Raw genomic sequence first — 23,232 nt, 5'->3', positions numbered from 1 at the left:
GGATCTATAGTTTTCATACAAAGATAAATAAGGAACCCATAAATTAACTGTCGGACAATCCGGCAAAGCATCTTTTAAAACCCAAAAAAGGCTAACAAAACAAACAGACATTGAATCTTGGTTGCTGATAAAAGCCGTATTCTCAGTTAATAATCTATAACATCCTTTTTCACAAAACCTATAAGGCTTTAATAATGGAACGTTGTTTCTCAAAAAAGCAGATACGTTGCCTGGCACCACTCACGGAAATCATTGTCGACGATCGGATCACAGCCTGGAGCCATCCCGATATCCGTTCATACGTCTGACGGTCCAAAGAAACGACAGCATTCAGGGTAAAGGCTCTTATCAGGCTGACACGTAAATGTTTCACCTCCACACACCGGTAGCTGGTATCAAAATTCGTACTCGATATATAAAAATAGACACTGCTTCCGGTATCATCAAACTTTCCTTTTATTGCCAACATTTCCATATCATCCAAAAATTGCAACAGTTCTTTTTTCAGTAATTGCAAATCCTCTTTTCCCAGCAAATTGACACTGGTAAAATAATTTATATCATTGGCCAGATAACAAAAGATCAACGGGTCCCATATATAAAACGTCTGGCTGATAAGTTTTGCGGCCGCAACGCTCCTCTCCTGTATCTTTTCCAGACTTTGAGTCGGATAAACGTCTTTAAAACAAAGTTTCCTGTCAAGGTCCTTATTCTGATAGATCCATTTAAAAAGAAAAAAGCGCGATATATTTTTATATGCCAGATAAAGGGACTGGGGCAAAACGCCGGAACAATCCATGGCTTTCGATTTTTTATCCTCTTTTCCCTGGTTATGGATATAAATATAATGTTCCAACATCTCATAATCGATATCGCCGGAGTCAACATATTCAATCAGCCTCAACTGGAAAGGCCTGCTATGAGCATACCGGGCCCCCACTTGGTTATCAAGAGAGATCCCAAGCGTACTCGCAATGACAGCTATCTCAGAGAAAGAAAAAGCCACTTCACCGCGCAGCCGTCGATATACCGCTTCTTTTTCCAGACTTAACAGATCCGCAAGCGTATTCGTCAGCATTCCCCGGTTGGGTATTTTTCCTCTAGATCTATTCTCCCTAAAACCAGACGATATGAAATAAAGCCGGCATTTTTTCTGATGTTTTCAGACATTACATATCCATCCAATCCACACATAATCAAATAATAAAATAAACAAGTACCGATTTACGGCAATTGCCATTCAGAAAAGCATAAACCGGCAAAAAAAGAGAAATAAGCGATCCGGCAAGACAAAAACAGTCGGTTCCTTTCCGTCGTACACCAATAACACCTTTTATAAACAAAGAGAAATACCCAGTTCTCCATTTTACATCAGGCCTACAGCATAATACTTGTTATCAGGCAAATACAAGTAAATTAAAAAACATACATTTACTTTTGTAAATATGGCAAAACTTGTACTTTAAACCGACCCCAAGATGTGAACTCAGACAGGATTACAGCATCCTCATATAATGTACATAGGAATGTGAATCCGAATCAGTTACAAATAACCAAAACATTCTCGGTAATAAAATGAAAATTGCAGCGGTAAAAGGGGATGCTACTAAAAGGGGTTGTCCGTTCTGACGACAGGTTGTGAAATCTACAAAACGGCAGCTCCTTTTCTTTCAGGGATTCAAATACATTCATTATCTTCGTAAACTAAAACAATAAATATATGCATATCACAAAAATTCTTTCATTTATAGTCACTATGACCCTCCTTCTCTTTTCCTGTATAAAGGATGACGAGAGTGAAACTATTAATTATATTAATGTCAAGAGCCAAATCCCTACATTTGCAGTCGAAGATACAGCCGGAAACACATTCAGCTCCAAACAGTTCATCGGCAAACAATCCTTACTGGTATTCTTCGGGACTTACTGTCCGGATTGCAAACAGGTCCTGCCGGTTATAGAAGAGGTCTGGAAAGAACTGAAAGACGATCCCAAATTCCTGCTGGTAACGATTTCCCGGAAAGAAACAGCCGAAGCTGTTTCCAATTACTGGGAAGAGAATCAATTCACAATGCCATTCTACCTGGATACCCGCGGTGAGGTTTTCTCCCTCTTCGCCAACAATACGATTCCCCGGATATATATTATCAATCCGGATAACGAAGTCGTCTGGATGGCTGTTGAGTCTTTGGATATTTCAGCAAAAGAACTAATTCAAAAGATTAAAGGATTGAAATAAAACAAGGCACACCATCATTCTTTCATAACAATCCGTACAGGACCTAACAAACCGGATTCCAATAAAGGAGAATCTTTGGTATAATGGGTAAATGTAGCGAAGGTATATCTGTCGCCCGGTCTTTTTTCACCATGCAGCAACCATTCCGGCCATTGTCCATTGACAATCCCGTCATACGGCTTAAGTTCATCTCCGATCAGTCGGTTGGGCCATAGATTCGTGACTTCTATCCGAAGCTCATTATCTCCTTCTTTTATAGCATCCGTAATCTCTACTTCCCACGGATTTGTCCATATTACACCGAGGTCTTTACCGTTCAACCAGACTTTTGCGATATTTTTAACCTTACCCAAGTCCAGATAAACCGGCTTCTGTAAAGACTGCGAATAGTTGAACGATTGGTGATACACCGCCGTGCCGGAATAATATTTTATTCCATCATTCGAAGACTGGCTCCAATCCTGCAATTCTGTAAATTCAACCTGTCCAGGTCCGCCCCATTTTGAATCAAAAGTGACAAGCCAGGTGTTATCCAGTTTCTGTATTTCTTTCGATGGCTGGAAATTCTTCATACCGGGAACAGGCCGAGGCTTTCCGTCAAAAATGATAAAGAAACTCTGATTCGCATCAAATGACAAATCAATGGAGGTGCAGACTCCGTCCTCGGTAAATGAAGGTAAATTTCTGATTTCCCCGTTAACCGGATTCCACAATTGAGGCTGTTTGCCAGCCACGCGGAAAGTACAGGTAGTAGTCAACGATTCTTTTGTACGGTTAGAAACGAAATAAAAATCCAGTTCCTTTATCTTTTTATGAATATATCTTACCTTCCCTACATCCGACCGGAAATCATCTTCCAGATTCATTTTACTTAATAGACCCGAAGTCAGTTGATAGTCCGGATAAAGATTATCTTCTTTTATTTTAATATCCTGTCCCCAGTAAACAAGCCCCTTGCCATAAGCACGTTCGACAAGCCCTTCCGGAAGTTCTTTTCCACCCCAAAGCTCCGTTATCTTTGCTGATAACTCCTGATCACAAGCCGGATAATCAGTCAACCCGGGAGCATGCAATGGTGGTATTCCTACCAGAACCGCACCTTCCTGTACCAACGATTTTATCTTTTCCAATAGCCGGGGTGTCATAGTTTCAAAAACAGGAAGGACCAAAAGACTGTATTGCATTCCGGACGGAAACTTTATTTTACCGTTCTCGACCGAAGCAGTATATAACAGGCTCGGAGGACAAGCATCAAAATTATGCCCACGCTTATCAATCAAAAAATCACCATCCAATGCTGATTCAGGTGCCCTGAAGACGAACGGAGCCTCTTCCGGTGCCAGATAAAGGACATCGGCTACCGTCTGCCCCTTTATATTAGCCAAAGAACTCCCCTCTACAGCGCTGAAAGAAGTATTATATCCTCCGGGACTCCAAAACTCACACATCGGTATATCGGCTGAAGCACCCAATTCCAGGTCCTGCATGGGATTCATGTCATAAGGCTCTATCGAAAGCCTCATACCATGCTTATGTGCATAAGCCTTTACAAACAAAGAATGGTTTTCAAGCATTAACTCCTGCATAGTCTGCCGCAGATCCCACAAAAAGCGTTCACTGATCTGTTTATTTCCTACAATATAGCCGGCATAAACGGGATAATAAGGTTGAGGATCATATCCTCTCCTTTTCTTAAACTCCTGGCGTAACTTAGGAGTCCAGTTCTGAACCCCCATCTCCCAACTATCCATATGCAGAATTTTCAATCCGCCGGGTAAAAGCGTATCACGCTCACCCAACAGGGAAAATAACTCTTCTGTAAAAACACGCAGATGGGCCATCAGGGCTGTCGTATCCGCTTTATCACATTCGAAACCAACTCCGGGAAGTGGTGCCGGACGTGTTACAGCACCGTTATTGCGAACTCCCACCCTCATAACTGTCCACTCTCCCGTCGGGACATCCCAGGTCACAGAGCCATTAGCCAGCTGATCTGTCAAATCAACAATCTTATCAACGGAAACTATATCACGCGGATTCAATCCTGTACTATCATTAGGGCACCCCCACATTCACCTCCAAAAATACAACAGAGCCGATGCCCGCTTTCTTCATTGACTCCAGATCCTTCGTCATTCCTTCTTTGGATAAATTTCCATCCATAAAATACCAGTATACTCCCGGACGGGCATCATCGGGCGGTGTCACGAAATGTTTCCGCAAAGAATCTATTTCTTTATATGAATTATCAAATCGGCAAGAATCCGCTAGGAACAAAAGACTTATACTTATAAACCCCCAAAATACTTTTTTCATCTTCGATCAAATTTAAAAGGTTATTATCCACGTTTCATGATATGCAAATATATCGAATCCGAATCAGCCTTATTTTTACAAATTTGACTTTATATCTCTAAAAAATGACAGTTCTTATATAAATCATTACGGATTTATCTACAGAAGACGTATTATGCAGTAAATGTGGTTTATACTAAATGAAAATTGTCCATATAACAGCTTCAAGCAATATGCTCTTAACTAATTACATGGACAATTATCTTTTTCTATTCTTTACGAAATGTGCGCAGAATGAGACTCGAACTCACACACCGGAACCGGCACTACCCCCTCAAAGTAGCGTGTCTACCAATTTCACCATCTGCGCGAATGGTGCCCAGAACAGGACTCGAACCTGCACGCCTTGCGACACACGCACCTGAAACGTGCGCGTCTACCAATTCCGCCACCTGGGCATTTTCCATTACATAAAAAAGGCGGCCTCTTACCGCGCTTATTATTTATGAGCGGAAGACGGGACTCGAACCCGCGACCCTAACCTTGGCAAGGTTATGCTCTACCAACTGAGCTACTTCCGCGATAACGGGTGCAAAGATAGAGGTATTTTTTTATTTTCCAAAACCGGAAGATACTTTTTTTACACTATTTTTTCCTTACTCACCCGTTCAAATTTCTATCTTATTTTAACACAGCAACTTTCACCCCGAAAAAAATCAGATACGGGAAACGAGTTCACTGAATAAAGTTATCATTACTACCGCAGCCTTGTTGGCTGCTACGATCACGTCCGCTCCGTCATTCACAAAATCATCGGCAAAATGGTAACCTTCATTCGTAATCACCGACATTCCGAAGACTCTTAATCCTGCATGGCGGGCTACGATTACTTCCGGAACCGTACTCATTCCAATCGCGTCACCTCCTACCCGGCCATAAAAAGCATATTCGGAAGGTGTTTCAAAAGAAGGACCGGTCAGACCGACATATACACCTTTTTTCAAAGGAATATTATGAGATGCTGCAATCTCTTCCACCAAACGGACAAACTCACGGTCATAGGCACGGGTCATATCCGGGAAACGAGTACCGAACAATTCATTATTAGGCCCTATCAACGGATTAGGCATCATATTTATATGATCACGGATAATCATCAGGTCACCAACTTTGAAAGTGTTATTTATTCCTCCGGCAGCATTCGACACCAAAAGATTCTTTATACCCAACAATTTCATCACACGAACGGGAAATGTCACCTGTTGCATGGAATACCCTTCATAATAATGAAAACGACCCTGCATAGCCAGGACTTGTTTACCTCCCAGTTTGCCGCAAATAAAATTACCTTTATGACCGGCAGCCGTAGAATGCATAAAATGAGAAATCTCTGCATACGGAATTACAATGGCATCCTGTATCCGGTCTGCCAGTGAACCTAATCCGCTGCCTAGAATAATAGCCGTTTCCGGATTTCCGGTGATGCGTGCAGCTATAAATGCCGCTGCCTCCTGATATTGTTCGTTTGTATAACTTGTATTCATAGCATCATAAATTTATTTCAATATAATAATCTCCTTGAAATGCCATTACGACAGAAACGTATCTTTATAAAGACTTTTCTGTCATACCTACCTCTAAATTCATTTAGACCTAGGTGTAAATAGATTTAGAGGTAGGTGTAAATCATTTTAGACGTACGTCTTTTACAAAAGACATTATGAACTTTTCCTGAAAAGCTACTGATGATGTAAAACAATCACCGGCAACTTAAAAGTTATCTTTTCATTAAATTGTAGGCTATTTGTGCCGCGCGTTCCATTATCTCCTCTTCACCCGGTACTTTCTTATCCTGCATCAGGATTTTTCCGTCACAAATAACGGTATCGATGCAGCTGCCGTTTGCAGCATAGACAAGGTTGGATATGAAATTGAAATTCGGAGTAAATGCCGGCATATTCAAATCTACCAAAGAAAGGTCTGCCAGGTAACCTTCTGCTATCCGTCCGGCTTTTAAGCCCACAAAAGAGGCTCCGGCTTCCGTGGCGGAATGGAATATTTCATCGGCTGTAACGGCTTCCGGGTCTTTTCGCCAGACTTTTCCCAACAGGGAGGCCAGCTTCATCGCTTCCACCATATCGAGATTATTGGACGACGAACAACCGTCAGTACCCAGACCGACAGTGATGCCGGCTTCACGCATTTCCTTAAATTTGAAGTGCATGCCAGATGCCAGTTTCATATTGGAGGCCGGATTATGCGCGACCTTCACTCCATGGTCTGCCAGCATACGGATTTCATCTGCATCTACATAGATACCGTGGGAAATCAACAAACGGGGAGACAATACACCCAACTTATATAAATACCGGACAGGAGTCGCCCCGAACTGCTTTACAGAGTTCTCCACTTCTCCTTCCGTTTCTGCCAGATGCAGTTGGATTGGCACGTTATGTTCTTTTGCAAAAGCATCCGCCCATTGCAGCAACTCACCGGAAACCGTATAGATGGCGTGCGGACCCACAGAGAAATGTATCCGTTTATCGTATCTGTCCATCTCTTTATACAACTTCTGAATGGTCTGTTTACTTTTCTCTGCCAACTCCGGTTGGAAATGGTCGAAACAGGCACTGGAAATGACTGCCCGGATTCCCATCTCCTCGACAGCCTCCGCTGTAGCATGAAACTTATGATACATGTCGAAGAAAGTAGTCGTTCCGCTTTTTATCATTTCCAGACAGGCCAGTTTAGCTCCCCAGAAAACATCTTCTTTCGTCAGTTTCGCTTCATTGGGCCATATCTTTTCTTCCAACCAGGGCATTAAAGGCATATCGTCTCCAAAGCCGCGGAACAAAGTCATAGCCGCATGTGTATGCGTATTGACAAATCCTGGAATGGCAGCCTTACGGCGACCGTCAATCACTTTATCAGCGACAACAGACAGGCCGGGACCTATCTGTTTGATGTATTTGTTTTCTATATAAATATCGGTAGAAACACCATTCAGTTCTACCTCTTTAATCAGCAGCTTCATACAAACTTAGCTTTCATATTTTTTATTTTCTCCTCACGGATACGCGCCAGCAAACCCTCTTTCTTATCACGTTTTACTGCGGCATACGCACAACTTTCCTTTATTTCCACAACGCCTAAATCATCTTTGTCTAATCCGCCTTTCTGAAACAGGAAACCGACTACGTCCTTCTTACTCAACTTATCCCGTTTGCCGCGGTTAATGGTCAATGTAACCCATTCCGAACGGAGCGGCTTTTTAGCCTTCTCCGGCAGGAAGAATTCATCCGGTTCACGGGTGATATATTCGGGAACAGTCTCTATCTCATTCAGTATCATAAAGGCATTTCCTTCCGCATTCATACGGGCCGTACGTCCGTTTCTATGGATAAAGGCTTCTTCATTGATAGGAAGATGATAATGAATCACATTCTTTACTTCCGGAATATCCAGTCCGCGGGACGCCAGGTCAGTAGAGATAAAAACGGATGCACTGCGATTACGGAAAAGCGACAACGCCCGTTCACGTTCCGGCTGTTCCATACCTCCGTGGAAATATTCATTATCCACTCCCATTTCTGTCAGATAATTGCTGACACGTTCCACTGATTCACGCTGGTTACAGAACACCAGGGCAGACTCGCCTTTCAACTCTCCGAGCAATTTATACAATGTCTCCAGCTTATCCTTAATCGGCGATTTCACGATACGCAAAGTCAGACCTTTCGCCTCTTTCACTCCGGTCAGGAACGACAGGCGGACAGGCGATGTAATACTGGTAAAGGGAGGTATTTCCACCGCTTCGGTTGCTGAAGTCAACACTCTGCGACGCACTCCGGGAAGATGTGAGAGAATATCTTTCATCTCATCCTGGAAGCCCAGTTCCAGAGACTTGTCGAATTCGTCCAGAATCAGTGTACGGACGGTATCCAGATTAATATTCCCCCGTTCCAGATGGTCGAGGATTCGTCCGGGCGTACCGATAAGCACCGTTGGCGGATGCTCCAGACTTTTCTTTTCTGTCCGGATAGGATGGCCGCCGTAACAGCAGTTCACTTTATATCCGGCTCCGAGTGAACGGAATACCGTCTCTATCTGTAAAGCCAATTCACGAGACGGGGCGATGATAAGCGCTTGTATCTTCTTATCCTCATCCGTCAGCGTAGTAAGTAAGGGCAGCAAGAAAGCCAGGGTTTTACCCGACCCCGTGGGACTGAGCAACACCATATCCTTTGTCGTACCGGCATCAAGTACGGCCTGCTGCATTTCATTTAATGCCTCGATACCTGTATTCGACAGGGCACGGGCTATCACTTCGTTTTGTATCATTTATATTCTTTATAAAATTCAGCAACCGATTCAATCCCTTTATAGAAGAAATCGAGCGTGCAACTTTCATTAGGAGAATGAATAGCATTCTGTTCAAGTCCGAAACCCATCAAGACGGTTTTTATACCCAATACCTGCTCAAAGGTGGAGATGATAGGAATACTTCCTCCGCGACGTACTGCCAGCGGTTTCTTGCCAAAAGCAACCGTGCAAGCCTTTTCCGCCGCCTGATAAGCCGGAAGGTCAATCGGACAAACATAACCCTGTCCACCGTGTTTCGGCGTGACTTTTACCTTAACAGATGCAGGAGCCACCTGGTTTATGTAATCTTCAAACATTTTTGATATTTTGGAATGTTCCTGATGCGGAACCAGGCGGCAGGATACTTTTGCATAGGCTTTGGACGGAAGCACCGTTTTACTGCCCTCTTCCGTATAACCTCCCCAGATTCCACAGATATCGAACGACGGACGGCAACTGTTTCTTTCCAGCGTTGAGTAGCCTTTTTCACCGGACAAGGCATCCACACCGATAGCAGCCTTATATTTCGCCTCATCAAACGGGATTTGTGCAATCATTTCGCGTTCGGCCGGAGACACTTCTTCTACATCGTCATAGAAACCGGGAATCGTGATACGTCCGTCAGCATCGATAATATCGGCCATCAGTTTACATAATACATTAATAGGATTAGCCACTGCCCCACCGAAATGGCCGGAATGCAAATCACGATTCGGGCCGGTCACTTCGATTTCCCAATAAGCCAAACCACGCAGGCCGGTCGTCAACGACGGTGTTTCGGCATTTACCATGCTGGTGTCGGATACCAGAATCACATCGGCCTTCAATAAGTCTTTATGTTCACGGCAGAAGGTTTCAAGGCTGGGAGAACCGATCTCCTCCTCTCCTTCGAAGATAAACTTCACATTGCACTTCAGCAGGTCGAGCTTCAAGGCTGTTTCAAAGCCTTTTACCTGCATCATAGACTGGCCTTTATCATCGTCCGCACCACGAGCCCAGATACGGCCGTCACGTATTTCGGGTTCAAACGGTTGGCTTTTCCACAAGTTCAATGGCTCAGCCGGCATTACATCATAATGGGCATAAACAAGCACAGTCTTGGCATCGGGCGAAATCATCTTTTCGCCATATACGACCGGATTGCCTTCCGTCGGCATCACCACGGCTTTATCCGCTCCGGACGATAGTAACAGTTCCGTCCAGCGCTGGGCACAAGCCTGCATATCAGGTTTATGCTCTTGTTTAGCACTGATGGAGGGAATACGGATTAAGCTGAACAACTCTTCCAGAAAGCGTTCTTTATTGGATTCGATATACGATTTTACTGACATAAAACAGAAGATTTAATTTTAAATTTAACGTTTTTATTTAAGGTTACAAGTTTACGAATAAATTACTTAAATCCCCATTTTATTGTCATATAAAATATAGTAAGATGTTAATGTAACGTCAGTTTTATCTCAATGTCATTAAGTTAAACAAATAGTGACATTGAGTTTTTCGCTAAAAGCTTATTTTATCTTTAATCCGGGAATTAAGGGAGTAGTATCCACCAGTTCCAAATCCTTTACCATAGACAAAGTTCCCTGCTTATATTTCTGGAAATGGGATGTTTGGATATGCTTTTTATAAGCCTCCTGGTCTGCATAAATCTCCAGGATCGTTATTTTATTGGGGCTTTCTTTATCAGCTGTAGCATATAAAGTAAGTACGCCCGGTTCCAAGCGCATGGAGGTTTCAATCTCTTCTTTCAGGTAGGCATTATATGCATCCAATTGTGCCGGGTCTACAGTAATTTTGGAGAGGCGGACCAGGTTATTTGCCGGACTTACGGCAGATGCTTCCTTTATTATCTTCAAGGCCTTTATTGCCGGCGGGAAACCGATATACGGAAGACATTGTATGACTGCCGCCACAACCGTTTCCTTACTGTTACCCGCATTCAGATTTCCCTGAAAATGAGAACGAAGCTGGCTATCGGCTCCCAATGTCATCAGGACACAATATCCCAGTAACTCACGTGTTTTGAGGTCAAGTCCACCACGGGTATACATATCACCGAAACAATATTCTGTCAGGAAACGTTCCACATCGTCACCCATTTCCCCCGGAATATCTTCCATCACCTGACTGATACCTCCGGGATAAAGCCGCTCTTGCACAGCCGCCCCTTTTTCATGACGGTTTTCTTCCGTAACCGTGCCTTGTTTTTCCAATGGCAAAGAAATGCCCCGTTCTTTAAATACTTCATTAATGACGGTCAGCGCGTTCAAGGTTTTGGGAAAACCGATAAACGGAGCGCATGAATAAATAGCTTCACGAAGTTCAACAGGAGTAACTCCCACATTCAATGCCGCTCCTGCATGTGCCTTCAGCTGGGGCAAAGTCTGCATAGTTGCTAATGTAACACAGGTAATCATTTCACGGGTCTTTATATCCAGTTCTCCCGTGCGGAATACTTCTCCGAAAATAAACTTCTGAAGAATATCCATCATCTCCGGGTCAGTTCCCTGCCCGGTCAAGGCTTCGCCACCGAATAAAGTGGTATAATTCTTTTTACATAATTCAATCCTATCCATATCTTTTTCTGTTTTAAGGTCTGAAACATTCTGAGCAATAGCAGACATTAAGCCTGATACGATGAATACCAATGTTAACAATTTACGTTTCATATCTTTCTGTTTTACTGATGTTGCAAAGCTAAAAAAACCGGACCGTTTCGATTGTAGACGGATTACAGATAAATATACCTAAATTACAGATGTGCAGCTTCCCACCCGATAATAGCATTCTTACGAACTTCTCCCCAATGATAATTACCTATCTCACCGGTCGCTTTTATGACACGGTGACAAGGAATCAGGAAAGCGACCGGATTCTTTCCTATGGCAGTTCCGACTGCCCTGCATGCACCCTCATATCCTGATTTTGCAGCTAAATCGGCATAAGTCGTCAAGCCACCTGCCGGAACCTTCAATAAGGTTTCCCATACTTTTAACTGAAATTCAGTTCCTCTCAGATGCAGTTTTATTTCCTGCAATTTACTCCAATCCTGATTGAAGACAGACAGGGCGTTTTGCTGTTTCGTATCAAGGGTTTGTTTGTAAGCGGCATTGGGGAATAGGCTTTGCAGATTGGCTAGTGCCTTCTCCTCCCCTTCATCGGCAAAGGCCATGTGGCAGACTCCTTTTCCGGTGGATGCTACGATGATGCTTCCGAACGGAGTATCTGCAAACGAATAATTGATATCCAAATCCTGGCCGCCATTTTTATACTCGCCCGGTGTCATCCCTTCTATATTTATAAATAAATCGTAAAGGCGACTCGTTCCCGACAAACCTAATTCGCAGGCGGTATCGAAAAGAGTAGCATGCGTTTCTTTCAATATCTTTTTCGCATATCCGATATTCAGATATTGCAGGAATTGTTTGGGAGTTATGCCTGCCCATTCATGAAATAACCGCTGGAAATGAAACGAACTCACATGAATATGCTCCGCAATTTGTTCCAGGCCGGGCTGTTCACGGTAATTCTCCCTGATAAAACAGATGGCAGAGGCTATCCGTTCGTAGTTCAATGCTTGCTGCGTCTTCATTTCCTTAAAATGATTATTAGAATAGCCTGTCGGAAGCCTCCAGTTCGAGCAATAGTTTCTTTGCAGGAAGTCCGCCGCCATATCCAACCAGCTTTTGGTTACTTCCGATAACACGATGGCAAGGAACCAAGATTGAAATAGGATTTGCCCCATTGGCCGATGCTACTGCACGGATAGCTTTGAGATTACCTAATTTCTGCGACAAAGCGGCATAAGAAAGCGTTTTTCCATACGGGATATTCACTAATGCATTCCAAACCGTTTGCTGGAAATCCGTACCCGCAAAAAGCAAAGGAATATCAAATGCCTTCCTTTTGCCGGCAAAATATTCATTCAGTTGAACAACTGTCCGGGCGATTACTTCGGATTCGCCTGCCTCATAACGGGCATGCAATAACTTTTGTACCCGCCGGTCAATCTGTGCCCTGCGATTCTCATCCATCCAGTCGCACAAACAAAGTTTGCCATCCAAAGAACCCAATATCAGTTCTCCGCATGGGGACTGATAGTATTGTATCTGAATAATATTTTCCATACTCTTTTCTTTATATCGCAAATGTACGAAGTTTATGAGTATGGAAGAACCCGAATCTTGCTATTTTAATAAGGGCAGCCGGTGAAAGCCTTCCAGTTTCCTAAACACAAAACTACGAGAAAACTGTAATCAATTCACAATCAGACTTATCACTCAAAATGAATACCCTGTATCTTTTACCAGCCATGGCAGGTTGAAACGGTAATGGTTACGGCTGCTTACCAGATGTATCATTCCATCCGGCGATTGCGTACCGGCCAGATAACCGCGGGGTTCCGCATGGCTCCCGTCCATTTCAAAGAAACCGGTCCAGGCGCCTCCGTCCATAAAACGTTCCTTGCCATCGGTCAGTAATTTCTTAACAGGCCATGTCTTTCCATCGTCGAAGGAAAGGGCGGCATACATTCCGTAACCGGTATATTCCTTGCCGTCCTTATCTTTAAAGGTCATACCGTTCAATCCATTTTTCAGACGGAAAGGATGGTTCGTGAAAGAGACCAGCAAAACAGGTCCTTCCTGTAAACGAATCAATACCAGACGCTGACCGCCATCAATCGGGGGAAATTCAGAAACGTTGTATGTCCAGGTACGTCCGTTATCTTCCGACAGGCTCATGGGCATCCGTTCCAGACCGTCTTTATCGACAATGCCGTCACCACGTCCGAATGCCATAAAACGTCCATCGGACAGTTGCACTACTCCGGCATGGATTCCGGCAATAGTACCGCCCGAAGCGCCTGCCTCGAACTTGCCCGGATTGGTTTTGCCCATGTCTTCCCAGGTCAGGCCATTATCCTTGCTGATATGCAATGCCGTGCCGCCATTGCTCCGGGGAGTGGCGTCGGCGGCTTGTACCAGCCAACCGTCCTTAGTACGGAAAGAACCAGCTATCACCTGATGCCGTCTGGCATGCTCAGGGGCGATGATACGCGGACGACTCCAGGTTGCACCGTTATCCGTGCTTGTCCGCATGACCATGGCGAGGGTTTCCCAGGTACCGGCAGCTTCCACCCCATTTATATGGACAAGTGTACCTTTATTATTCAGCAGGGAAGAACCGGTCATATTCCGGTCGGGCACCTTGAAGAACTCGTGCGGCTCGCTCCATTCGGTACTGCCTTTCTTCAGGCGGCTTTCCAGAATCACCATCTCCCGCCCCGATTCTTCGTCGCATGTAAACCAGATAGCCAACAAATCCCCGTTATCACACCAGGTTATGGCAGGGCAATGGTTATGCTTGTAGAACGGGACACCGGAAGAACATTCGGGCGTTTTCACATAGACGAGAGGTTCACCGAAGAAAGGTGTTTTCAAAGGAGCGTCCCAGGTATGTTTCTGCTGTGATATATGCTCTTGCGGGGTCGGTCCGGCTACAGGAAGCGGCTGGGTTTTAGGCATATCGGCCTGCACCACCCGGAAGCCGGTGAGCCAGTGTTTATCTTCGGGTATCATCGCCATACGGTTGGCGGAACGCAGAAATCTTTCCGGAGTGCTATGGCTTCCGCCACGTGTCACTTTATATAATCCGTCAGCACGGCCCACCGGGTCTGTTTGCGGTAATGCTTCGTAAGGTCCGTACCAGTCGCTACACCATTCTTCTACATTTCCGTGCATATCGTGCAGTCCGAAAGGATTGGCAGGAGTTTTGCCAACCTGAAGGCTGATTGTAGAATCCGTTCCCCAGACATTTTGCTGGTTCTTATGATACACGCCATGAAGTCCGTCGTCCATCCAGAAATTCCAGTAGGACCCGGCACGGCAAGCATATTCCCATTCAGCTTCGGTTGGCAGGCGATACGTCTTCCCTTCCTTTTCCGAAAGCCAGTCACAGAATGCTTTCGCCTCGTAATAGTTTACAAAAATAACCGCTTCATCATCTTCTTTCGAAAGGCCGTACTTTCCCCGTAAGTTCTTATGGGAAGGGTCAAAACGCTCGTACTGGGCATTTGTCACTTCGGTCGTTCCCATCAAAAAAGGGTTTGTGATCGTTACCGGATGAATCGGCGCTTCATCATAATCTTCTCCCAATCCGTGGCTTCCCATATGGAAGGAGCCGGCCGGAATCCGAGTAAATTGCATTCCCAGGCTATTCGTTTCCTGGGCATTCGTAGCAAAGGCGCCTAATACAAAAAGGCAATAACATAAGATAGCAGCGTTTCTCATTTTGATTCGTTTTTCCATATTCCGGAATAAAGATAAATATATTATCCGAAAACTATCCGGGATACTTATCAAAAAAAGAAACTCTTTCAAAATTACTGTATGTCATCCCGGGCTTAACCCGGGATCGCATACTTTACTGATAAACAATACTTAGTATGAGTTGGCGGATCGGGTCCGCCATGACAAAACACATTAACCCTGCGTCTCCAGATAAACGACATGAGTCTGAAGGTATTCTTCCAGGCCATGCTTACCGTCAGCACCACCAATACCCGATTTACGCCAGCCGGCATGGAAACCCTGCATGGCTTCAAAGTTCTCACGATTGATATAAGTTTCGCCGAACTTTAAGGAACGCATCAGTTTAAAGGCCATATCCAGATTCTGTGTATAGACGGAAGAGGTCAGTCCGTATTCGCAGTCATTCGCCCAGGCAATAGCATCTTCCACTTCTGTAAACTCTACAACCGGGAGAACGGGACCGAATGTTTCTTCCTGGATAATATCCATCTTCTGTGTACAATTAGTCAAAAGGGTCGGTTCAAAGAAGTAACCTTTAGCTCCGATACGTTTACCTCCATAAGCCAGGGTCGCCCCCTGCTTAACAGCTTTTTCGACTTTCTCTTCTACCGATTTCAGGGCACCGGCATCAATCAGCGGTCCCATATCCAAATCTGCGACCTCGTTGGGGTTGCCTACTTTTACCTTACCAAAGCCATCCAGCAACTTTTCAATAAAAACATCTTTAATGCTGGAATGTACATAAACACGTTCACAACAGTTGCACACTTGTCCGGTATTGATCACGCGGGAAGCAATGATCGACTTCACGGTCAGATCCAGATCCGCATCCGGCATAACGATAACCGGAGCCTTTCCTCCTAACTCCAGCGATACCTTCGTCACATTAGCTGAAGCGGCTTCCATCGTCTGCACACCGGCAGAAACACTTCCTGTCAGGCATACGGGATATAACTTCTTCCGTAGAAGGGTTCAACACATTGATCCACTTTCCGGATCGATTCTCGATGAACTGTCCATCGATGTACATTTCTAAATCTTTCATGGTCTCTTTAAATTGATAATTAATACTAATATGTATTCTTTATACGAATTAAGGCATTCTGATACCTGTTATGCACAGATATGTCTGATTATCGGTCTCCTAAACAATGCCACATTGTATAATCTCCTGGTAAAAAGTACTTTGTAAAAGTAAAAACTTATTTGCATAATAAAAAATACAATGATGAAAAAAAACAGTACGATAACTTTTTATAAGTTTAGTAACCAATATACGGCTCAATGGGAAGCTATAATAAAAAAAGGTCCATGCCCGAAAAAGACATGAACCTTCCTTATTTTATAAGAGAGTTTATAACTTATATTTATACAATTGCGCCATCACCTTCTGATACTCGTTCTGCAACTGCATATAATTCTGCATGCTCTGATAGAAAGTCGTTACATCAACGAAATATTCAATCATACTGATTTGGCCGGTCTGAATAGCCTTATTCAGCAATGCCAGGCTATTCTGACTTTTCAGAACCGTATTGTATTCGTCCATAGAAGTCTTCAGAGCGACCGACTGGTTATACAACTGGTGTAATTCACTTTCCACGGTCGTTGTCGTACTCTCCAGTTGAAGGTCGGTATAAAGAGCCTGCGCTTTAGCCTGCTTTACATTATTCCTGTTTGAGAATAAAGGAATGCTGACACCAACCAGGAAACCGTTAAAACGCTCTCCGCCGGTAGCCGTATTCATACGATACCCCAACTCAAAACCGGGTAAACTCTTCGACTTATTAACGCTCAACTGGCGGCGGGCAGCCACCTGCTCGCTTTTCAACGTAAGCAACTGAGGATTGGAAGTCACAGCCTCCGCACGTAATTCCTCGAATGACAGGATATCACCGTCCGACATATAGGTCGTGTCCGTGAAGTCGATAGCAATACCACCATTCAATGTTGCCAGTTCCTGAAGTTTGGCAATACGGGCAGACTCGTTCATACGGGCTTCCGTTTTCGCATTCAGCAACTCCAGGTCAATCTTATTTGTTTCCAGAATATTCGCATCGCCGGTTTCCAGACGCATGGCATACAGTTCCGCCAGTTGTTCCGCATTCTGCCTGCGTTGGTCGAGTAATGCCCGTTGCTGGTTCAGCAGGACCAGGTCAAGGCAAATCTCCTTCGCCTGCAAAAGTATTTGCTGACGGAACTCTGCACCCTGACGGTCGAAACTGGCGGCTTTCGATTTCGCCAGTTTATTCTTCTGCACATATACCGAAGGGAAGTCGAACGACTGGGATGCAACCAACTCTCCCTGTATTCCCATCCCTTCCCGGTTGCCGTACTGATGTACATAGGAAACCGAAGGGTCTGGCAGGTTATTATCCAGCTTCGCTTCCAGTTTCTTAGAAACGGTAAGCTGGTTATTCGCCTGCAATTCTTTATTATTGGCTTCGATACTGCGCAGGACGGCATCAATAGAATTCTGCCCGTTCACTGAAAGCGCAGCGGAAGCCAACAAGGTAATTACTATGAATTGTTTCATTTTTCCTTATTCATTAAAAGATAAACAATAGGAATAATAAATCCGTTCAGGAAAGTAGATGTCAGCAACCCTCCCAGAATGACAGTCGCCATCGGACTCTGTATCTCATTACCCGGCAAATCTCCGTTCAATGCCAACGGTATCAATGCCAAAGCCGAACTTAAAGCAGTCATAAGAATCGGGTTCAGACGGTCCAGCGAACCGTGTATCACCGTATCGTAAACAGAGAAGCCTTCACTGCACAGCTGTGCATAATGACTAATCAGCAACATACCGTTTCGGGTAGCGATACCAAACAGCGAGATGAAGCCGATAATAGCCGGAATACTGATTTCACCGGAAGTCAGCCACAAAATAAATACGCCACCAATCAAAGCCAACGGCAGGTTCAGCAGGATGACACCACTCTCTTTCGCATTCTTGAACTCATTATAAAGCAACAGGAAGATTACCAGCAAAGACATCAAAGAAGTGAGCAACAGTGTGCGGCTGGCTGCCTGTTCACTTTCAAACTGTCCGCCATATTCGATATGATACCCTTCGGGCAATTTGATTGATGTTCCAATCTTATTCTGAATATCATTTACAACACTGCGTAAATCCCGTTCGGATACGTTCGCACTGATTACTAACTTGCGCTGAACGTTTTCACGGTTAATCGTATTCGGACCGGTTACCGAACGAACCTCGGCAATATAATTCAGCGGGATTTTCTTCCCTCCGGCATCTATCATCAGATTACGGATATCTTCCATCGTTGCACGGCTCTCGTCGGAAGTCTTTACTGTCAGGTCGAATGTTTTACCGTCATCATACACCTGGCTGACAACTTCGCCACCCAGCATGACATTAATATATTCTTCAAACTCAGGAAGAGATACGCCATATTTAGCCATCAGTTCACGTTTCGGCGTGATGGTCAGCTGCGGACGTTCAATCTGCTGTTCTACTTTCAGGTCAACCAGGCCCGGAATGCTCTGGATAGAGTTTTTGATATCGTTACCAATCGTAAAGAGACGGTTCAAATCGGTACCGAACAGTTTGATGGCGATATTGGCTTCCGTTCCCGAAAGCATCGCATCGATACGGTGAGAGATAGGCTGACCGATTTCGATATTCGCACCACTGATAGTCGACAGCTTCTTACGGACATCATTCATCACAGCTTCCCGGCTACGGTCTTTCAATACGAACGGGGCCTCTATCTCCGAAACGTTCACACCCAATGCATGTTCATCCAGTTCGGCACGTCCGGTCTTACGGGCCACCGTCTGGATTTCGGGAACCTGCATCAGTAACTCTTCCGCCCGATGTCCCATCCTGTCTGATTCATCCAACGAAATACCCGGCAGCGAACTTACATTAATAGTAAAAGAGCCTTCGTTGAAAGGAGGAAGGAAACTACGTCCCAGCGTAAAGAAAATACCCAACGCCACAAGGAACAGACCCACCGTAGAACCCAGCACAATCTTCTTATACGCCAAGGCAACTTTCAATGCGGAAGCATATATCTCCTTCAATTTACGGGCTACCCATGCCTCTTTTTCTATCTTCTTATCGGTCGACTTATTGCCCAGCAGATAACTACACAATACCGGCGTCAAAGTAAGTGCAACAACGGTAGATGCAAACAAAGCAACGATAAACGCAATACCCAGCGGCACCAACATGCGTCCTTCCATGCCATGAAGGAAAAACAAGGGTACGAAACTTACCACAATAATCAACGTGGAATTCAGGATAGGCATACGTACTTCACGGGAAGCGTCATAAACCACCTCCAATACCGAGCGCCGCTCTTCCGGAGGAAGCATCCGGTTCTCCCGTATTCGTTTATACACATTCTCCACATCGACAATCGCATCATCCACCAGCGAACCGATAGCAATCGCCATACCGCCCAGAGACATTGTATTAATGGTCATCCCCATATAATGCAAAACCAGGATAGAAACGAGCAATGACAAAGGCAACGCCACCAGCGAAATCACCGTCGTACGGATATTCATCAGGAAGAGGAACAAAACGATGACAACGAAGAAACTTCCTTCAAACAAACTGTTCTTTACATTATTAATAGAACTGTCGATGAAACGGCTCTGACGGAAAATATCGGTAGAGACATTCACGTCCGACGGAAGATTCTTTTGCAAGTCGGCAACGATACCGTCCAGCTTGTTTGTCAGGTCGATTGTACTGGTATTCGGTTGCTTGGTCACCGTTATCAGAACAGCATGCTTGCCGCGTTCAGAAGCTGTACCCAGTTTAGGACTTTTGCTTCCTATCTTCACCGTCGCCACATTTTCCAGCATGACCGGAAAACCGTCGACTGTCTTGATAACCCCTTTTGCCAGTTCCTCCACTTTCGGAGTGGAAAGAACGCCACGGATGATATATTCATTGTCATATTCATACAAAACACCGCCATTTGCATTACGGTTCATATTACGGCAAACCGTCAGGACTTCATCCAACCCTACTCCATAATGTTTCATACGGGCGGGGTCAAGCAATATCTGATATTCTTTGATATCGCCACCAATCACAGCGACCTGTGCCACACCGCCTGTCGACAACAAACGCGGACGGATTGTCCAGTCGGCAATCGTACGCAAATCGAGCAAAGAAGTAGAATCGGCAGTCAGACCGATAATCATCATTTCTCCCAGGATAGAAGATTGCGGTCCCAGCGTCGGCTTGCCAACGTTCTCGGGAAGGCTTTCACTAACGACTGCCAACTTTTCCGAAACAATCTGGCGGGCACGGTAGATATCCGTTCCCCAATCAAATTCAACCCATACAACAGAGAAACCGGTGGTAGAGGAAGAACGTACACGGCGCACATCCATAGCCCCGTTCACAGCCGTTTCGACCGGGAAAGTAACCAGGCGTTCCACTTCTTCAGGAGCCATACCATTTGCTTCCGTCATAATAACCACAGTCGGAGCATTCAGGTCGGGAAACACATCTACATCTGTATGAAAAGTTGTATAGGTTCCCGCTATCATCAGCAGCAATGCACAGATCAGGACAACCAATCTGTTATGCAGCGAGTAATATATTATTTTATTCAACATAAGAATAATTGTTTAATTAGCCGATATGCCAATGTGCCAATCAAGATAGTACCATGAGATTTCCATTGGCACATTGGCATATTTGCATATTTGCTCATTATTAATGATTATGAGTATGAGCCGGAATAGCATTGGAGGCAGAAGCCAGTTTGACCTGGTAAGCGCCTTGTGTAACAACCGTATCTCCCGGTTTTAGACCAGACAGAATCTGGACTTCAGCACCATTGTTGGCACCCAGTTTCACTTCCTGCTTTTTGTATCCTTCCTCATCCAAACGAATAAATACGGAATAAACGCCTTGCTCTTCTATCAACGCGGAAACCGGAACGCTCAACACATCCTGCATCGGAGAGGTAAGCAAATAGATTTCAACAAACGAACCGGGAATGACAGCCCCTTTATTATCAAATTCAAAAGTCACAGGAATATAAAAAGAATTGGCATCCGAAGCCTTTCCATAAGAAAGTAAACGTCCGTGAAGTTCGGAAAGCTCATACACTTGGTCGTCATAAGGAGTTCGGAAATTAGCAGACTGTACAGCCGGAAGATATTGATAATACTTTTCCGACACTTCGGCACGAAGCACCAAGCGGCTATTCTGAGAAATCGTAGCCAACGGTTGTCCCACAGCGACATAATCGCCTTCTTTCACCTGAAGGTTCTTCAAGTATCCGTTCATCGGAGAAACAACCGATACCCCATTCTCCGTTTGTTTACCGGCAATGGCATCGTAAGCGGCCTTTGCATTTTCATAATTCAGACGTGCCTGTTCAAAGTCCTTGGCAGAAACGATCTTATCTCCTACCAGCTGTTGCATACGTTCATATTCCTTCTTGGCATTTTCGTATGCATATTTGGCACGGGCTGCCACATTCCCCTCAGACAAATTACTGGAAGCCAGGCTCAGGATAGCCTGTCCCTTCCGGACCGGAGTACCGTCCACAAAAGATAAACTGCCGAATGTAACGATACCGGGGACAGTAGCTACCACAGTCGTTTCATCGCCTTGTGCAGCCATCACGCTTCCGCTGGTCTTTATCACATCGGTAAAAGGAGCCGGTTCCATCACTTTCGTCTGTAAACCGACTGCTTTCGCTAATTCTTCTTTGAAAATGATTTCATTGGAATGTGCACTAGAGGAGGCTTCGTGTTCATGGTCATGTCCTTCATGCTCATGATCGTGACCCTCTTCATGTTCATGTGCTTCATGATCATGATTATGTTCTTCAGATTTAGTAGCTCCGCCACCACAACCTGCAAATATGTAGGCACATAAAACCCACAATAAATATATCTTTTTCATTGTATTATAATGTGTTATTAATGCATAATAAATAGCTCGGCGTTTAGATAAAAACACCGAAAAGCGAATAAGGTTCGCCACCATCAGTAACAATTATAACACAGGAGGGGCTCGCAGTCCACTTGCACACGTTATCCAGCTATCGTGCAGAGACTCAATATAAAAGGCTCGACTGCGTTCAAAAGGTTGTCCGCAAAAAGCCGGTTCGGGAGGGTTAATATAATCAAATAAAACCTGCAAAGGGAAAAGCAGGTGACTAGCATCCACATCCGTCGCATGTGACAGCAGAGAGGTGAAAAGAGCAACATTATGCCCGTTACAACCGCAATCGTGAGAAGAAGCACTTTTGTGACTGTGTTCAGTCAGCGATTTAAAACAAGGCAGACCGTTACTGTGATGATGATGCGGTATGATGACCGAAAGCAGCATGATGATGCCGGCTATCAACATTACGTAACGGATTATGTTTTTCTTTGCTCTCATATTTATTCTGCAAAAATAGAAAGTTTATTTTGCAACACAATGGCAAATATCAGATATATAGCAAAAAAAATTCCGGCCGAGAGTCACCTCCCAGCCGGACAGTTGTTCATGGTATTAGCATTAGTGGTCTACTCATTCTGATTATACAAGCAAATGTTTGGTTAGGTCAATAATTTATAAACAAAAAATCTAAGACTAAAATAAAATAAAGTTCATCCATTCTAATGCTATTTCAATTAACATCACTTAGTATTAATAGTAAACTGCAATAACTATCCGTTCAAACCATCATTGCCGTCTCTCTTTTGAGATACGCGAATTTACTAAGCAAATACGGGAGTTTTATTTCGCATATAAGGTATTTTCAGTCATACCTATTTCTCATTCGCCTATTTACTCTCTCCGCATTTTCGAAAATACGCAACCTGCGAGTACGCTTATTACATTTGTTGCGTTTTTCGAAACAATACACTTTGTTTATTGTTTAATAATTGAACATATATCATTACTGTCCCGTAAAAGTGGATAAATAGTTCTTTGAAATAATTGAAATATAGTCTATTAGATACTACTTTTTAGGCGCGACGATTTGAAATCATACCTTTGAGGTCAATTAAGGTGAC

17 protein-coding genes, 3 tRNA genes and 1 pseudogene are annotated in these 23,232 nt (G+C 44.3%); 1 reads left to right on the top strand and 20 read right to left on the bottom strand.

Going from position 1 to position 23,232, the window contains the following annotated elements; translation table 11 throughout:
* Positions 1-178: 178 nt before the first annotated feature.
* The gene (locus tag NBH15_RS18790; RefSeq protein WP_262922537.1) at positions 179-1,093 is read right to left on the bottom strand and encodes a helix-turn-helix domain-containing protein; all 915 of its coding nucleotides are present in this window, start codon (positions 1,091-1,093) and stop codon (positions 179-181) included.
* A 627-nt stretch (positions 1,094-1,720) separates the two neighbouring features.
* Here NBH15_RS18790 and NBH15_RS18785 point away from each other — a divergent pair.
* Complete coding sequence (locus tag NBH15_RS18785) at positions 1,721-2,239, top strand: TlpA family protein disulfide reductase (protein ID WP_128135310.1); 519 nt, start codon at positions 1,721-1,723, stop codon at positions 2,237-2,239.
* A gap of 14 nt (positions 2,240-2,253) precedes the next feature.
* On the opposite strand, the gene NBH15_RS18780 is transcribed toward NBH15_RS18785, so the two are convergent.
* The 19 genes and pseudogenes from NBH15_RS18780 to NBH15_RS18690 all read right to left on the bottom strand — a co-directional run bounded on the left by NBH15_RS18780 (position 2,254) and on the right by NBH15_RS18690 (position 22,609).
* Positions 2,254-4,311, bottom strand: a complete 2,058-nt coding sequence (locus NBH15_RS18780; protein ID WP_244051114.1) for a glycosyl hydrolase — start codon at positions 4,309-4,311, stop codon at positions 2,254-2,256.
* Positions 4,295-4,555, bottom strand: a complete 261-nt coding sequence (locus tag NBH15_RS18775) for a glycosyl hydrolase (RefSeq protein ID WP_128135312.1) — start codon at positions 4,553-4,555, stop codon at positions 4,295-4,297. Before NBH15_RS18775 ends, NBH15_RS18780 begins: the two co-directional genes overlap by 17 nt.
* Before the next feature lie 265 nt (positions 4,556-4,820).
* Positions 4,821-4,904 (bottom strand) — tRNA-Leu (locus NBH15_RS18770).
* Positions 4,905-4,907: 3 nt separating this feature from the next.
* Positions 4,908-4,992: transfer RNA gene (locus tag NBH15_RS18765), tRNA-Leu, on the bottom strand.
* Positions 4,993-5,042: 50 nt separating this feature from the next.
* A tRNA-Gly gene (locus tag NBH15_RS18760) sits at positions 5,043-5,115 on the bottom strand.
* 135 nt (positions 5,116-5,250) lie between these two features.
* Positions 5,251-6,078: a purine nucleoside phosphorylase I, inosine and guanosine-specific gene (locus NBH15_RS18755; RefSeq protein ID WP_250823295.1), complete on the bottom strand. Its 828-nt coding sequence runs from the start codon at positions 6,076-6,078 to the stop codon at positions 5,251-5,253.
* A gap of 233 nt (positions 6,079-6,311) precedes the next feature.
* On the bottom strand, positions 6,312-7,568 hold the full coding sequence (locus tag NBH15_RS18750; protein ID WP_128135314.1) for an amidohydrolase: 1,257 nt from the start codon (positions 7,566-7,568) through the stop codon (positions 6,312-6,314).
* The gene (locus NBH15_RS18745) at positions 7,565-8,875 is read right to left on the bottom strand and encodes a DEAD/DEAH box helicase (RefSeq protein WP_250823294.1); all 1,311 of its coding nucleotides are present in this window, start codon (positions 8,873-8,875) and stop codon (positions 7,565-7,567) included. Before NBH15_RS18745 ends, NBH15_RS18750 begins: the two co-directional genes overlap by 4 nt.
* Positions 8,872-10,227 (bottom strand): dipeptidase, encoded by a 1,356-nt coding sequence (locus NBH15_RS18740; protein ID WP_244051115.1) that lies wholly within the window; start codon positions 10,225-10,227, stop codon positions 8,872-8,874. The genes NBH15_RS18745 and NBH15_RS18740 overlap by 4 nt, the downstream gene beginning before the upstream one ends.
* 180 nt (positions 10,228-10,407) lie before the next feature.
* Positions 10,408-11,568: a carboxymuconolactone decarboxylase family protein gene (locus tag NBH15_RS18735; protein WP_128135477.1), complete on the bottom strand. Its 1,161-nt coding sequence runs from the start codon at positions 11,566-11,568 to the stop codon at positions 10,408-10,410.
* An 83-nt stretch (positions 11,569-11,651) separates the two neighbouring features.
* Positions 11,652-12,491 (bottom strand): methylated-DNA--[protein]-cysteine S-methyltransferase, encoded by an 840-nt coding sequence (locus NBH15_RS18730; protein WP_128135478.1) that lies wholly within the window; start codon positions 12,489-12,491, stop codon positions 11,652-11,654.
* Positions 12,492-12,507: 16 nt separating this feature from the next.
* Positions 12,508-13,026, bottom strand: a complete 519-nt coding sequence (locus NBH15_RS18725; protein WP_128135479.1) for a methylated-DNA--[protein]-cysteine S-methyltransferase — start codon at positions 13,024-13,026, stop codon at positions 12,508-12,510.
* A gap of 153 nt (positions 13,027-13,179) precedes the next feature.
* The gene (locus NBH15_RS18720; RefSeq protein WP_128135480.1) at positions 13,180-15,189 is read right to left on the bottom strand and encodes an SUMF1/EgtB/PvdO family nonheme iron enzyme; all 2,010 of its coding nucleotides are present in this window, start codon (positions 15,187-15,189) and stop codon (positions 13,180-13,182) included.
* Between the two features lie 192 nt (positions 15,190-15,381).
* Positions 15,382-16,167, bottom strand: a pseudogene (locus NBH15_RS18715) (aldehyde dehydrogenase family protein); the annotation flags it as partial.
* Positions 16,097-16,255 carry a hypothetical protein gene (locus NBH15_RS18710; RefSeq protein ID WP_158579698.1) on the bottom strand — a complete coding sequence of 53 codons (159 nt, stop codon included), beginning with the start codon at positions 16,253-16,255 and terminating at the stop codon, positions 16,097-16,099. The gene NBH15_RS18710 and the pseudogene NBH15_RS18715, both read right to left, overlap by 71 nt.
* 309 nt (positions 16,256-16,564) lie before the next feature.
* The gene (locus tag NBH15_RS18705) at positions 16,565-17,746 is read right to left on the bottom strand and encodes a TolC family protein (protein WP_128135481.1); all 1,182 of its coding nucleotides are present in this window, start codon (positions 17,744-17,746) and stop codon (positions 16,565-16,567) included.
* Positions 17,743-20,823 (bottom strand): efflux RND transporter permease subunit, encoded by a 3,081-nt coding sequence (locus NBH15_RS18700; protein ID WP_250823293.1) that lies wholly within the window; start codon positions 20,821-20,823, stop codon positions 17,743-17,745. The genes NBH15_RS18705 and NBH15_RS18700 overlap by 4 nt, the downstream gene beginning before the upstream one ends.
* A gap of 100 nt (positions 20,824-20,923) precedes the next feature.
* Complete coding sequence (locus tag NBH15_RS18695) at positions 20,924-22,126, bottom strand: efflux RND transporter periplasmic adaptor subunit (RefSeq protein WP_128135483.1); 1,203 nt, start codon at positions 22,124-22,126, stop codon at positions 20,924-20,926.
* Between the two features lie 93 nt (positions 22,127-22,219).
* Positions 22,220-22,609, bottom strand: a complete 390-nt coding sequence (locus NBH15_RS18690) for a DUF6769 family protein (protein ID WP_233567542.1) — start codon at positions 22,607-22,609, stop codon at positions 22,220-22,222.
* Positions 22,610-23,232 lie beyond the last annotated feature (623 nt).

The sequence above is a fragment of the Parabacteroides caeci genome (genome assembly GCF_023656795.1).
Lineage (GTDB): Bacteria > Bacteroidota > Bacteroidia > Bacteroidales > Tannerellaceae > Parabacteroides > Parabacteroides segnis.
Note: the sequence above shows the minus strand (reverse complement) of the source record. Positions and strands in the feature narration are given on the sequence as shown.

Excerpts from the sequence above, each read along its gene's own strand:
- NBH15_RS18785 (WP_128135310.1), top strand. The coding sequence starts at position 1,721 with ATGCATATCACAAAAATTCTTTCATTTATAGTCACTATGACCCTCCTT.
- NBH15_RS18780 (WP_244051114.1), bottom strand. The coding sequence starts at position 4,311 with ATGTGGGGGTGCCCTAATGATAGTACAGGATTGAATCCGCGTGATATA.
- NBH15_RS18775 (WP_128135312.1), bottom strand. The coding sequence starts at position 4,555 with ATGAAAAAAGTATTTTGGGGGTTTATAAGTATAAGTCTTTTGTTCCTA.
- NBH15_RS18755 (WP_250823295.1), bottom strand. The coding sequence starts at position 6,078 with ATGAATACAAGTTATACAAACGAACAATATCAGGAGGCAGCGGCATTT.
- NBH15_RS18750 (WP_128135314.1), bottom strand. The coding sequence starts at position 7,568 with ATGAAGCTGCTGATTAAAGAGGTAGAACTGAATGGTGTTTCTACCGAT.
- NBH15_RS18745 (WP_250823294.1), bottom strand. The coding sequence starts at position 8,875 with ATGATACAAAACGAAGTGATAGCCCGTGCCCTGTCGAATACAGGTATC.
- NBH15_RS18740 (WP_244051115.1), bottom strand. The coding sequence starts at position 10,227 with ATGTCAGTAAAATCGTATATCGAATCCAATAAAGAACGCTTTCTGGAA.
- NBH15_RS18735 (WP_128135477.1), bottom strand. The coding sequence starts at position 11,568 with ATGAAACGTAAATTGTTAACATTGGTATTCATCGTATCAGGCTTAATG.
- NBH15_RS18730 (WP_128135478.1), bottom strand. The coding sequence starts at position 12,491 with ATGAAGACGCAGCAAGCATTGAACTACGAACGGATAGCCTCTGCCATC.
- NBH15_RS18725 (WP_128135479.1), bottom strand. The coding sequence starts at position 13,026 with ATGGAAAATATTATTCAGATACAATACTATCAGTCCCCATGCGGAGAA.
- NBH15_RS18720 (WP_128135480.1), bottom strand. The coding sequence starts at position 15,189 with ATGAGAAACGCTGCTATCTTATGTTATTGCCTTTTTGTATTAGGCGCC.
- NBH15_RS18710 (WP_158579698.1), bottom strand. The coding sequence starts at position 16,255 with ATGAAAGATTTAGAAATGTACATCGATGGACAGTTCATCGAGAATCGA.
- NBH15_RS18705 (WP_128135481.1), bottom strand. The coding sequence starts at position 17,746 with ATGAAACAATTCATAGTAATTACCTTGTTGGCTTCCGCTGCGCTTTCA.
- NBH15_RS18700 (WP_250823293.1), bottom strand. The coding sequence starts at position 20,823 with ATGTTGAATAAAATAATATATTACTCGCTGCATAACAGATTGGTTGTC.
- NBH15_RS18695 (WP_128135483.1), bottom strand. The coding sequence starts at position 22,126 with ATGAAAAAGATATATTTATTGTGGGTTTTATGTGCCTACATATTTGCA.
- NBH15_RS18690 (WP_233567542.1), bottom strand. The coding sequence starts at position 22,609 with ATGAGAGCAAAGAAAAACATAATCCGTTACGTAATGTTGATAGCCGGC.